Origin of the sequence: Burkholderia sp. COPS (genome assembly GCF_019425585.1) — a bacterium.
GTDB lineage: Bacteria > Pseudomonadota > Gammaproteobacteria > Burkholderiales > Burkholderiaceae > Burkholderia > Burkholderia cepacia.
Genome location: NZ_WIXR01000015.1, coordinates 360,628 through 373,454 on the forward strand (window position 1 = coordinate 360,628; position 12,827 = coordinate 373,454).

General features: G+C 66.7%; 12 protein-coding genes. 8 read left to right on the forward strand and 4 right to left on the reverse strand.

The window, feature by feature from the left end; genetic code table 11:
* Positions 1–51 precede the first annotated feature (51 nt).
* Positions 52–426, reverse strand: coding sequence for an Mth938-like domain-containing protein (locus tag FOZ70_RS14770; RefSeq protein WP_021156508.1), 375 nt, complete (start codon positions 424–426; stop codon positions 52–54).
* 316 nt (positions 427–742) lie between these two features.
* On the opposite strand from FOZ70_RS14770, the gene FOZ70_RS14775 reads away from it, so the two are divergent.
* The 6 genes from FOZ70_RS14775 (at position 743) to FOZ70_RS14800 (ending at position 7,093) form a co-directional block, all read left to right on the forward strand.
* Positions 743–1,981, forward strand: coding sequence for a pyridoxal phosphate-dependent aminotransferase (locus FOZ70_RS14775; RefSeq protein WP_219706178.1), 1,239 nt, complete (start codon positions 743–745; stop codon positions 1,979–1,981).
* 52 nt (positions 1,982–2,033) lie between these two features.
* A complete protein-coding gene (locus FOZ70_RS14780) occupies positions 2,034–3,362 on the forward strand; it encodes a homoserine dehydrogenase (RefSeq protein ID WP_219706179.1) in 1,329 nt (442 codons plus the stop codon).
* Between the two features lie 14 nt (positions 3,363–3,376).
* Positions 3,377–4,828, forward strand: coding sequence for a threonine synthase (gene thrC, locus FOZ70_RS14785; RefSeq protein ID WP_021156504.1), 1,452 nt, complete (start codon positions 3,377–3,379; stop codon positions 4,826–4,828).
* A 253-nt stretch (positions 4,829–5,081) separates the two neighbouring features.
* Complete coding sequence (gene glp, locus FOZ70_RS14790) at positions 5,082–6,329, forward strand: gephyrin-like molybdotransferase Glp (RefSeq protein ID WP_059587865.1); 1,248 nt, start codon at positions 5,082–5,084, stop codon at positions 6,327–6,329.
* Positions 6,330–6,348: 19 nt separating this feature from the next.
* Positions 6,349–6,606, forward strand: a complete 258-nt coding sequence (gene moaD / locus FOZ70_RS14795; protein ID WP_011352296.1) for a molybdopterin converting factor subunit 1 — start codon at positions 6,349–6,351, stop codon at positions 6,604–6,606.
* 10 nt (positions 6,607–6,616) lie between these two features.
* Positions 6,617–7,093 (forward strand): molybdenum cofactor biosynthesis protein MoaE, encoded by a 477-nt coding sequence (locus tag FOZ70_RS14800; RefSeq protein WP_059862137.1) that lies wholly within the window; start codon positions 6,617–6,619, stop codon positions 7,091–7,093.
* A 92-nt stretch (positions 7,094–7,185) separates the two neighbouring features.
* Here FOZ70_RS14800 and FOZ70_RS14805 read toward each other — a convergent pair whose 3' ends face one another.
* Positions 7,186–7,755 (reverse strand): group III truncated hemoglobin, encoded by a 570-nt coding sequence (locus tag FOZ70_RS14805; protein WP_059862139.1) that lies wholly within the window; start codon positions 7,753–7,755, stop codon positions 7,186–7,188.
* A 253-nt stretch (positions 7,756–8,008) separates the two neighbouring features.
* On the opposite strand from FOZ70_RS14805, the gene FOZ70_RS14810 reads away from it, so the two are divergent.
* Positions 8,009–8,527 (forward strand): Rrf2 family transcriptional regulator, encoded by a 519-nt coding sequence (locus FOZ70_RS14810; protein WP_042972750.1) that lies wholly within the window; start codon positions 8,009–8,011, stop codon positions 8,525–8,527.
* A 157-nt stretch (positions 8,528–8,684) separates the two neighbouring features.
* The gene (gene clpB / locus FOZ70_RS14815) at positions 8,685–11,282 is read left to right on the forward strand and encodes an ATP-dependent chaperone ClpB (protein WP_021156498.1); all 2,598 of its coding nucleotides are present in this window, start codon (positions 8,685–8,687) and stop codon (positions 11,280–11,282) included.
* A 128-nt stretch (positions 11,283–11,410) separates the two neighbouring features.
* Here clpB and FOZ70_RS14820 read toward each other — a convergent pair whose 3' ends face one another.
* Entirely contained in the window at positions 11,411–11,842 is a 432-nt protein-coding gene (locus FOZ70_RS14820; RefSeq protein ID WP_021156497.1) for a YidB family protein, read from the reverse strand.
* 88 nt (positions 11,843–11,930) lie between these two features.
* Positions 11,931–12,542: a helix-hairpin-helix domain-containing protein gene (locus tag FOZ70_RS14825; RefSeq protein ID WP_048021061.1), complete on the reverse strand. Its 612-nt coding sequence runs from the start codon at positions 12,540–12,542 to the stop codon at positions 11,931–11,933.
* Positions 12,543–12,827 lie beyond the last annotated feature (285 nt).

A 12,827-nucleotide genomic window follows, 5' to 3' on the forward strand; every position in this document is an offset into this window, starting at 1 on the left:
GATCCGGGGGATCGACCCGCTGCGCCGGCCCGAGTTTTACCGCATCGCGGATTAACGTTCAATTAAGAGCGCGGCGGCGACTTTGCGGCCTTCGGCCATCAGGATGTTGTAGGTGCGGCAGGCCGCCTGGAAATCCATCGTCTCGACGCCGATCCGCTTGGCCGTGAGCGCCGCGACGAGCCGCGGGTGCGGGAAGCGCAGCCGTGCGCCGCTGCCGAAGATCACGAGTTCGGGCGTCGGTTCGAGCAGCATCGCGAAATGCTCGGGCGCGAGCGCGTCGAACGACGACACGGGCCACGTCTGGACCGGCGCGCCGGGCAGCACGATGACGCTCGTTTCATGGCGTTCGAGATTGACGTCGACATAATCGGGGCCGTAGCCGGTGACGGTGTTGAGCGCGCCGCTCGCGTCCTGGTGCAGTTTCAAGTCGGTATTCCGCGGTTCCGAAGGGGAATGTGTTGCAGGGCCACAGGGGGCCCGGAAGGCCGGTTTCGCTTGCCCGGGCACGCGGGACGCCTGACGGCGTGGGCCCGGCGCGGCTATGGTGCATTGCGAAAGTCGGCCAAAATCCGCTAAATTATAACTTTTTGGTCGCCCCCGGGCGCCACTTGCGTCGCGCGTCGCCACAAGCCGCGCCCGACCGCCCGCTTTTCCCCAGTCTAGACAGCGCGCACAGACCGGCCGCTTTCCAGTTTTGATCCCGTCCCCCCGGCCGCAAGGCCAACCCAGGAACCGTGTCGTCGTGAAACCGATTCAGAAGTCGAACAAGCTGCTCAACGTCTGCTACGACATCCGTGGCCCGGTGCTCGAGCACGCGAAGCGCCTCGAGGAAGAAGGCCACCGCATCATCAAGCTGAACATCGGCAACCTCGCGCCGTTCGGTTTCGATGCGCCGGACGAGATCATCCAGGACATGATCCGCAACCTGCCGACGTCGTCCGGCTATTCGGATTCGAAGGGCGTGTTCTCGGCGCGCAAGGCGGTGATGCACTACACGCAGGAAAAGGGCGTCGTGGGCGTCGGCCTCGACGACATCTACATCGGCAACGGCGCGTCCGAGCTGATCGTGATGGCGACCCAGGCGCTCCTGAACGACGGCGACGAAGTGCTGCTGCCCGCGCCCGACTACCCGCTGTGGACGGCGGCGGTCAGCCTGTCGGGCGGCACGCCGGTGCATTACATCTGCGACGAGCAGAACGCATGGATGCCCGATCTCGACGACATCCGCCGCAAGATCACGCCGAACACGAAGGCGATCGTCGTGATCAACCCGAACAACCCGACGGGCGCGCTTTATTCGGACGAATTGCTGCTCAAACTGCTCGAGATCGCGCGCCAGCACGGGCTGATCGTGTTCGCCGACGAGGTGTACGACAAGATCGTCTACGACGGCCTCGAGCACACGGCGCTGGGTTCGCTGTCGGAGGACGTGATCACCGTCACGTTCAACAGCCTGTCGAAGAGCTATCGCTCGTGCGGCTACCGCGCGGGCTGGATGGCCGTGTCGGGCCTCGGCGGCGACAACCGCCGGCGCGCGAAGGATTACCTCGAGGGGCTCGGCATCCTGTCGTCGATGCGCCTGTGCGCGAACGTGCCCGGGCAGTTCGCGATCCAGACGGCGCTCGGCGGCTACCAGAGCATCAACGAGCTGATCGTGCCGAGCGGGCGCCTGTACAAGCAGCGCGAACTCGCGTACGACATGCTCACGTCGATCCCGGGCGTGACCTGCGTGAAGCCGCAGGCCGCGCTGTACATGTTCCCGCGCCTCGACCCGAAGCTTTATCCGATCCAGAACGACCAGCAGTTCATTCTCGACCTGTTGCTCGAGGAGCGCGTACTGCTCGTGCAGGGCACGGGCTTCAACTGGACGACACCGGACCACTTCCGCGTGGTCTTCCTGCCGAACCTCGACGACCTGACCGATTCGATCAACCGGATCGCACGCTTCCTCGACGGCTACCGCAAGCGCCATTCGGCCTGAGCGGCAGGGCCACACGGTACTCACTACTTCTTACTCATCGATCACACGCAGCATGGAACCGATCAAAGTTGGCCTGTTGGGCTTCGGCACGGTGGGCAGCGGCACCTTCACGGTGCTGGGCCGCAACCAGGAAGAAATCAAGCGACGCGCGGGGCGCGGCATCGAGGTGACGCGCATTGCGGTGCGCAACCCGGCCAAGGCGCTGGCTGCGCTCGGCGGCGATGCCGGCGCCGCGCGGATCACCGACGATTTCAACGCGGTCGTCGATGATCCGTCGATCGCGATCGTCGCCGAGATGATCGGCGGCACGGGCATCGCGCGCGACCTCGTGCTGCGCGCGATCGCGAACGGCAAGCATGTCGTGACGGCCAACAAGGCGCTGCTCGCGGTGCACGGCACCGAGATCTTCGAGGCTGCGCGCGCGAAGGGCGTGATGGTCGCGTTCGAAGCGGCCGTCGCCGGCGGCATCCCGATCATCAAGGCGCTGCGCGAAGGCCTGACCGCGAACCGCATCCAGTACATCGCGGGCATCATCAACGGCACGACCAACTACATCCTGTCGGAAATGCGCGATCGCGGGCTCGACTTCGCGACCGCGCTGAAGGCCGCGCAGGAGCTCGGCTACGCGGAAGCCGATCCGACCTTCGACATCGAAGGCGTCGACGCCGCGCACAAGGCGACGATCATGAGCGCGATCGCGTTCGGCGTGCCGGTGCAGTTCGACCGCGCATACGTCGAAGGCATCAGCAAGCTCGACGCGACCGACATCCGCTACGCGGAAGAGCTCGGCTACCGGATCAAGCTGCTCGGCATCGCGCGCCGCGCCGCAAACGGCATCGAGCTGCGCGTGCACCCGACGCTGATCCCGGAAAAGCGCCTGCTCGCGAACGTCGAGGGCGCGATGAACGCGGTCGTCGTGCACGGCGACGCGGTCGGCACGACGCTGTATTACGGCAAGGGCGCGGGCGCGGAGCCGACCGCGTCGGCCGTGGTCGCGGATCTCGTCGACGTCACGCGCCTGCACACGGCGGACCCGGAGCATCGCGTGCCGCATCTCGCGTTCCAGCCGGACAGCCTGTCGAACACGCCGATCCTGCCGATCGAGGAAGTGACGAGCGGCTACTACCTGCGCCTGCGCGTCGCCGACCAGACGGGCGTGCTGGCCGACATCACGCGCATCCTCGCAGCATCGGGCATCTCGATCGACGCGCTGCTGCAGAAGGAATCCGAGCAGATCGACGGCGCGAACGGCGAGACCGACATCATCCTGATCACGCACGAGACGGTCGAGAAGAACGTCAACGCGGCGATCGCGCAGATCGAGAGCCTCTCGACGGTGGTCTCGAAGGTAACGAAGCTGCGCATGGAAGCGCTGAACTGAGGACGGAAGGCGACATGAACTACATCTCCACGCGCGGCGCCGGCATCGGCGAGCGCCACACGTTCTCCGACATCCTGCTCGGCGGCCTCGCGAAGGACGGCGGGCTGTACCTGCCGTCCGAATATCCGAAGGTGTCGGCCGACGAGCTCGCGCGCTGGCGCACGCTGCCGTATGCGGATCTCGCGTTCGAGATCCTGTCGAAGTTCTGCGACGACGTGCCGGCCGATGACCTGCGCGCGATCACGCGCCGCACGTACACGGCCGACGTGTACCGCAACACGCGCCATGGCGAGAACGCGTCCGACATCACGCCGCTGAAGACGCTCGGCACCGAGAACGGTGCGGCGCTGTCGCTGCTGGAACTGTCGAACGGCCCGACGCTCGCGTTCAAGGACATGGCGATGCAGCTGCTCGGCAGCCTGTTCGAGTACACGCTCGCGAAGCACGGGCAGACGCTGAACATTCTCGGCGCGACGTCCGGCGACACGGGCAGCGCGGCCGAATACGCGATGCGCGGCAAGGCCGGCGTGCGCGTGTTCATGCTGTCGCCGCACAAGAAGATGAGCGCGTTCCAGACGGCCCAGATGTTCAGCCTGCAGGATCCGAACATCTTCAACCTCGCGGTCGAGGGCGTGTTCGACGACTGCCAGGACATCGTGAAGGCGGTGTCGAACGATCACGCGTTCAAGGCGCAGCAGAAGATCGGCACGGTCAACTCGATCAACTGGGCGCGCGTCGTCGCGCAGGTCGTGTACTACTTCAAGGGCTACTTCGCGGCGACGCAGTCCAACGACGAGCGCGTGTCGTTCACGGTGCCGTCGGGCAACTTCGGCAACGTCTGCGCGGGCCACATCGCGCGGATGATGGGCCTGCCGATCGCGAAGCTCGTGGTCGCGACCAACGAGAACGACGTGCTCGACGAGTTCTTCCGCACGGGCGCGTATCGCGTGCGCAGCGCCGAGAACACCTATCACACGAGCAGCCCGAGCATGGACATCTCGAAGGCATCGAACTTCGAGCGCTTCGTGTTCGACCTGCTCGGCCGCGATCCGGCGCGCGTGATGCAGCTGTTCCGCGACGTCGAGGAGAAAGGCGGCTTCGATCTCGCGGCGAGCGGCGATTTCGCACGGGTCGCCGAGTTCGGTTTCGTGTCGGGCCGCAGCAGCCACACGGACCGCATCGCGACGATCCGCGACGTGTTCTCGCGTTACGACACGATGATCGATACGCACACGGCCGACGGCGTGAAGGTCGCGCGCGAGCATCTCGACGCGGGCGTGCCGATGGTCGTGCTCGAGACCGCTCAGCCGATCAAGTTCGGCGAGACGATTCGCGAGGCGCTCGATCGCGAAGCCGAGCGTCCGGCCGCATTCGACGGGCTCGAGGCGCTGCCGCAGCGTTTCGAGGTCGTGAAGGCCGACGCGCAGCAGGTGAAGGACTTCATCGCCGCCCATACGGGCGCATGACGCGTGGCCGGGCCGCGGGCCCGGCAGCGCAGGACGGCCGGAATGCCGATTCGTCGAACGGATCGGGGTTCCGGCCGTTTCGTTTGGCGGTGCCGCGCCGCGCGGCTGCGGTCAAACCGGCATCGCGCGTGAAACAAGTGCCAGACCCGCGCGTTCGCGCGAATCACAGTTTCCGCATGTCCGCCATATCGCGCGCCCGCGCGACGGCGTCGCTACAATGACGTATTGCATCCAACGATCCCCGATTCCATCGATGTCGAACCCGAATCCCGCGGCGCCGCGCGCGCCGATGCTGTCGACCGCCGAGGCGCTCGCCGCGCTGCTCGATGCCGCGAAGCCGTTGCCCGGCGTCGAAACCGTCGCCACGCTCGATGCGCTCGGCCGCGTGCTGGCGGCCGACGTGAGCTCGCCGCTCGACGTGCCGCCGATGCATACGAGCGCGATGGACGGTTATGCGGTGCGCGTCGCCGACCTGCTGCATGGCGAGCGGCGCTTGCCGGTGTCGCAGCGCATTCCGGCGGGCCATCCGGCCGCGCCGCTCGTTGCCGGCACGGCCGCGCGGATCTTCACCGGCGCGACGGTGCCGCCCGGCGCCGACGCTGTCGTGATGCAGGAGCAGGCGTCGGCCGACGGCGATGCGGTCGAGATCCTGCACACGCCGAAGGCCGGTGAATGGATCACCGCGCAGGGCGCGGATATCCGGCAGGGCTCGGTGATCCTGCCGGCCGGCACGCGGCTCACGCCGCAGGCGCTCGGTCTTGCCGCATCGGTCGGCTGCGCGCAGTTGCCGGTCGCGCGGCGGATTCGCGTCGCGGTGTTCTTCACCGGCGACGAACTGACGATGCCGGGCGAGCCGCTGAAGCCCGGCGCGATCTACAACTCGAACCGCTTCACGCTGCGCGGGCTGCTGGAGCGGCTCGGCTGCCACGTGACCGACTACGGGATCGTGCCCGATTCGCTCGCCGCGACGCGCGACACGCTGCGCGCGGCCGCGCGCGATCACGACGTGATCCTGACGAGCGGCGGCGTGTCGGTCGGCGACGAGGATCACGTGAAGCCGGCCGTCGAGGCCGAAGGGCGGCTCGCGCTGTGGCAGATCGCGATGAAGCCCGGCAAGCCGCTTGCCTACGGCGCGGTGCGCCGCGGCGACGATCGCCCCGATGCGCACTTCATCGGGCTGCCCGGTAACCCGGTATCGAGTTTCGTCACGTTCCTGCTGTTCGTGCGGCCGTTCCTGCTGCGCCTGTCCGGCGTGCGCGACGTTGCGCCACGCGCGCTGTCGCTGCGTGCCGACTTCTCGCAACGCAAGGGCGACCGCCGCAACGAATTCCTGCGTGCTCGCGTGAACGCGGCCGGCGGCCTCGACCTGTTCCCGAACCAGAGTTCGGCGGTGCTGACGTCGACGGTGTGGGGCGACGGCCTGATCGACAATCCGCCGCAGCACGCGATCAGCGCCGGCGAGACCGTGCGTTTCATTCCGTTTTCCGAACTGCTGTCGTAACGCGACGGCTTCCCGAACCATGAAGATTCAGCTGAAATTTTTTGCAAGCGTACGCGAGGCACTGGGTGTGGCCGACGAGCAGGCCGACGTGCCGGACAGCGTCACGACCGTGGGCGACGTGCGCGCATGGCTGCGCGTGCGCGGCGGGGCATGGGCCGAGACGCTCGCGGAAGGGCGCGCGCTGCGCATGGCGTGCAATCACGAGATGACCGATCCCGATACGCGGCTCACCGAAGGCTGCGAAGTGGCGTTCTTTCCGCCGGTGACGGGCGGTTGAGGCTCGGGCAATGGCAACGGTACGAATCCAGACCGACGACTTCGACCTGAACGCCGAGGTCGCGGCATTGCGTGCGCGCAACCCGAAGATCGGCGCGGTCGCGTGCTTCGTCGGCACGGTGCGTGATCTGAACGAAGGTGATGCGGTTGCCGCGATGGAACTCGAGCACTATCCGGGGATGACCGAGAAGGCGCTCGAGAAGATTGCGGCCGAGGCCGGCCGGCGCTGGCCGGGCATCGACATCGCGATCGTGCATCGCGTCGGCAGGCTCCTGCCGCTCGACCAGATCGTGATGGTCGCCACGGTTGCGTCGCACCGCGGCGACGCGTTCGCGTCGTGCGAGTTCGTGATGGACTATCTGAAGACCGAAGCGCCGTTCTGGAAGAAGGAAACCACGCCGGACGGCGAGCGCTGGGTCGACGCGCGCAGCACCGACGATGCCGCGCTCGCGCGCTGGGGGATCGAATCGGGCAATACACGACGCTGAGCGCGGCGTCGGCATCGTGCAGCAAGGTGCCGCATGCATGCAAGCGCCGCGCGCGACGGCAACCCGTGACGGCAACCCGTGACGGCAACCCGTTATGCGTCCGGATCGGTGCCGCGCCCGATGATCTTCGCCGGAAACGGCTCGCCGCGGGCACGCGACGGCAACGCGTGCGGATCGTCGCCCCCGTCGTCCCCGCCGCGGCGGCGCGGTGCGATCGCGTCGAGCAGCGCCTGCTGCTCGGGCGGAATCCGGTAATCCCAGCCGAAGCGGCTCAACTGCAGGCTCTGTGCGATCCGCAGCGCCGGCTCCATGAAGCGGATCGCCGCGGGCGGTGCGTAGCGCGCCTCGACGGTCTTCAGGAACAGCGACAGCCAGCGGCTGAAATGGGCCGGCTCGATCCCGCCGAGCGGCTGGTGCGCCTGTTGCACGTTGCCGCGATAGCCCTTGGTGCCGAGCACGAGGCTCGACCAGAACGTGACCATCTTCGGCAGGTGGTCGTCCCAGCGGCCGGCCAGCCTTGCGTCGAACACGGGCCCGAGCAGCGGATCGGTGCGCACGCGGTCGTAGAACGCGTAGACGAGATCGCGGATGTTTTCTTCGGTCGGCTCGGCGTCGCGAGGGCGGGCCGGTGCGGGTTCGGGCGAGGCGGGCAGGGCGGTCATGGCAAAAAAGGGCCGGGAGAGACAGACAACGACGGGGCGGCGGCGCCGGCATCGGGCAGGACGCCGGCCGGATTTTGACGCAAAATAGCGACCAACGACCCCTGAAAAACGTGTAGATGTCACGCATCTTATTGTGCGCGCGCCATCCCGGCAACCCGGGGCCGCGGAACAGGGCTGTCGACCGGCCCCGTGCGCATCCCGATCGGCCCGGCTCACGTAAATGGGACACGATCGATCTCTTCCGTATTCACCCATGAGACTCACCGACTACACCGACTATTCGCTGCGCGTGATGCTTTACCTTGCCGTGCGCGGCGAGGGACTCGCGACGATCCAGGAGATCTCGGACGCCTACGGCATCTCGAAGAACCATCTGATGAAAGTCGTGCAGCAGCTCGGCGAGCTGGGATGGGTCGACACCGTTCGCGGCCGCAATGGCGGGCTGAGGCTGTTCCCTGAATCGCTGCAACTGACCGTCGGTCAGGTCGTGCGCGCAACCGAGAGCGATTTCGCGCTGGTCGGCTGCTTTTCGGCCGAAGGTGAGTCGCGCGGCTGCGTGATCGAGCCGCAGTGTCGGCTGAAGGGCGTACTGGCGGCCGCGCGCGACGCGTTCTTCGCCGAACTCGACCGTCACACGCTCGGTGAACTGGTCGAACCCGCTGCGCCGCTCATGGCGCTGCTCGGCATTCGCCCGGTCGTGCGCGTGCATCCCGCCGCGCCGTTGCCGGAAGACGCGCCCGTGTCCGTCGAGCCGCCGTCGACGGCCGACTGATACGCGAGCGCCGCGCCCTGCGACCCGGCAGCGGCCCGTCCCGGGGCCGCTTCGAGGACATCCATCGATTTTTGCGCTGAATCAACCCGAATTACGCTTGAAAGCCGCATAACCATCCTCACCTTGGTGTTAATCGAAAATTGGAGGTCTCGACAAAATGAGAATCGACAAGCTCACCACCAAGTTCCAGGAAGCACTCGCTGACGCGCAAAGCCTTGCGGCCGGCCGCGACAATCAATACATCGAACCCGTTCACGTGCTGGCCGCGCTGGTCGCGCAGCAGGACGGCTCCGCCCGCTCGCTGATGTCGCGCGCGGGTGTTCACATCCAGGCGCTGCAAGGCGCGCTGAACGAAGCGATCTCGCGCCTGCCGCAAGTGACGGGCACGGGCGGCGACATCCAGATCGGCCGCGAACTGGCCGGGCTGCTGAACCAGGCCGACAAGGAAGCGCAGAAGCTCAACGACACGTTCATCGCGAGCGAGATGTTCCTGCTCGCCGTGTCCGACGACAAGGGCGAAGCCGGCAAGCTCGCGCGCCAGCACGGCCTTACGCGCAAGTCGCTCGAAGCCGCGATCGCCGCGGTGCGCGGCGGCTCGCAGGTGCACAGCCAGGATGCGGAAAGCCAGCGCGAGGCGCTGAAGAAGTACACGGTCGACCTGACCGAGCGCGCCCGTGCGGGCAAGCTCGACCCGGTGATCGGCCGCGACGACGAAATCCGCCGTTCGATCCAGATCCTGCAGCGCCGCACCAAGAACAACCCGGTGCTGATCGGCGAGCCGGGCGTCGGCAAGACCGCGATCGTCGAAGGGCTCGCGCAGCGGATCGTCAACGGCGAGGTGCCGGAGACGCTGAAGGGCAAGCGCGTGCTGTCGCTCGACATGGCCGCGCTGCTCGCCGGCGCGAAGTATCGCGGTGAATTCGAGGAGCGCCTGAAGGCGGTGCTCAACGACATCGCGAAGGACGAAGGCCAGACGATCGTCTTCATCGACGAAATCCACACGATGGTCGGCGCGGGCAAGGCCGAAGGCGCGATGGATGCGGGCAACATGCTGAAGCCGGCGCTGTCGCGCGGCGAGCTGCACTGCATCGGCGCGACCACGCTCGACGAATACCGCAAGTACATCGAGAAGGATGCCGCGCTCGAGCGCCGCTTCCAGAAGGTGCTCGTCGACGAGCCGAGCGTCGAGGCGACGATCGCGATCCTGCGCGGGCTGCAGGAGAAGTACGAACTGCACCACGGCGTCGACATCACCGATCCGGCGATCGTCGCTGCGGCCGAACTGTCGCACCGCTACATCACCGATCGGTTCCTGCCCGACAAGGCCATCGACCTGATCGACGAAGCCGCTTCGAAGATCAAGATGGAAATCGATTCGAAGCCCGAAGAGATGGACAAGCTCGACCGCCGGCTGATCCAGCTGAAGATCGAGCGCGAAGCCGTGAAGAAGGAGCAGGACGAAGCATCGCAGAAGCGCCTGCAGCTGATCGAGGAAGAGATCGAGCGCCTCGGCCGCGAATATGCGGACCTCGAGGAGATCTGGACCGCCGAGAAGGCCGCGGTGCAGGGCAGCGCGCAGTTGAAGGAAGAGATCGAGAAGGTGCGTGCGGACATCGCGCGTCTGCAGCGCGACGGCAAGCTGGAGAAGGTCGCCGAGCTGCAGTACGGCAAGCTGCCGCAGCTCGAGGCACAGCTGAAGCAGGTCACGCAGGCCGAAGAGCAGGAGCAGCACAACCCGACGCGGCCGCGCCTGCTGCGCACGCAGGTCGGTGCCGAGGAAATCGCGGAAGTCGTGTCGCGTTCGACCGGGATTCCGGTGTCGCGGATGATGCAGGGCGAACGCGAGAAGCTGCTGCACATCGAGGAAAAGCTGCACGAGCGCGTGGTCGGCCAGGATGAGGCGATCAGCGCGGTGGCCGACGCGATCCGCCGTTCGCGCGCGGGTCTCGCCGATCCGAACCGTCCGTACGGCTCGTTCCTGTTCCTCGGCCCGACGGGTGTCGGCAAGACCGAGCTGTGCAAGGCGCTGGCGACGTTCCTGTTCGATTCGGAAGAGCACCTGATCCGCATCGACATGAGCGAGTTCATGGAGAAGCACAGCGTCGCGCGGCTGATCGGCGCGCCGCCGGGCTATGTCGGTTACGAGGAAGGCGGTTACCTGACGGAAGCCGTGCGCCGCAAGCCGTACAGCGTGATCCTGCTCGACGAGATCGAGAAGGCGCATCCGGACGTGTTCAACGTGCTGCTGCAAGTGCTCGACGACGGCCGCATGACGGACGGGCAGGGGCGCACGGTCGACTTCAAGAACACGGTGATCGTGATGACGTCGAACCTCGGCTCGCAGGTGATCCAGGCGATGACGGGCGCGCCGCAGGAAGAGATCAAGGACGCGGTGTGGCTCGAGGTGAAGCAGCATTTCCGCCCCGAGTTCCTGAACCGGATCGACGACGTCGTCGTGTTCCATGCGCTCGACCGCAGCAACATCGAGTCGATCGCGAAGATCCAGCTCGCCCGCCTGCACGACCGGCTCGCGAAGCTCGACATGGCGCTCGACGTGTCGCCGGCGGCGCTCGAACAGATCGGCAAGGTCGGCTACGATCCGCTGTTCGGTGCGCGGCCGCTGAAGCGCGCGATCCAGCAGGAGATCGAGAACCCGGTCGCGAAGCTCATCCTCGCGGGCCGTTTCGGTCCGAAGGACGTGATTCCGGTCGACGTCAACGACGGCAAGTTCGTGTTCGACCGCGTCGTTCACTGATCGCCTGCCATCGGCTGCCCGCCCGGTTCGCGCCGGGCGCGCAAAAACAAACACCCCGCCTCGGCGGGGTGTTTGCTTATGGGGCGGCCAAAACCGCCGCCGGGGCCGTCAGCCGGCGTGGTGCGGGCTCAGCCCTGCTTGTTGCCGCCGAACATGCCGGCGAGTTGCGTGAGCGTGCCGAGCACGTTCGACGTATCGACCTGGCCGCCTGCCGGCACTTCGCCGTTCGGCGTCGCGCCGTTGACGACGTGCGGCAGCACCTGCGCGAGGATCGACGAAGCCTGCGACGGATCGATGCCGACCTTGCTCGCGAGCGAGCCGACGACGTCGGAGCCGAGCACGTTCTGCAGCGTGTCTGCCGAGATCGGCTGGTTTTCGCCGTTGCCGACCCACGAGCCGATGATGTCGCCGGCGCCGCCTGCCTTGAATTTCTCGATCAGGCCGTTCAGGCCGCCCGGCTGGTTGTTGATGAATTCGAGCGCGGTCGTGATCAGCGCGCTTTGCGAGTTGCCGCCGGCCTGGCCGCCGAGCAGACCGCCAACGATGTCGAGGAGACCCATGGTGCTTCACCTTTACTGAAAAGGGCGTCGTGACGACGACGCCCGTTGAACGAATGCCGCGCGCACGCCGTCGCGCGCGCGGCGCACATCAGGCGCCCGACGCCGCGGCGGCGGAGGCTGCCTTGTCCTTCTTGTTTTTCTTCTTCGAACCCTTCGTCGCCTTGGTCGACGACGCGGCGGCCGGTGCGCTCGCACCCGCGTCGGCGGATGCCGCTGCGGCCGCGGCGGCCTTTTCCTTCTTCGACGCGCGCTTGGTCTTGGCCGGTTTCGCCGCCGTGTCCGGCGCGCTTGCCGCCGGTGCCGGCGCAGTGGCCGTCGTACCGGCCGTCGCGGTCGTGGACGTCGACGCGGTGCCTGCCGACGTCGTTGCCGACGGGGTCGCCGGTGTCGTCGCGGCCGGCTTCGACAGCTTCACGCCCTTCGGCGGCGTCGACGAGCCGCCGATCGTCAGGCCGTTTTCCTCGAGATGGCCGACCGACTTCGTGCCGAGGCCCTTTACGCGGTTCGCGAGATCGTCCGCGTCCTTGAACGGGCCGTTCTTGGTGCGTTCGTCGATGATCGCCTTCGACTTCACCGGCCCGAGACCCTTCACGGATTCGAGCGCGGCCTGGTCGGCCGTGTTGACTTCGACGGCCGCGGCAAGGCCTGCGGCGAGTGACAGCGACAGCGCGACGAACAGCATCAGCAGCTTTTTCAGCATGGCAAAGGCTCCCTGGTTCTGATTCTGACGGATGAATGGCTGTTGCAACGGACGGCGGGCGAGACTTGGCCGGGCGTCGCCGTTAAGCATAGGACAAATGCGTGCCCTTTTTAAGACAGGCTGACCGAATCTTGCTGAAGGCTTGCGGCGCTGTAAAGACCGAAACCCGTGCCGGGCGGCGGTTTTGACCATTCTTTACGGTGTCGCGGGGTGTCGTGGGTCGTCGTCGCGCTGGCCGTTCAAAAGCGCTTGACTTAGAGTTGACTCTAACTCCTAACCTTGTTC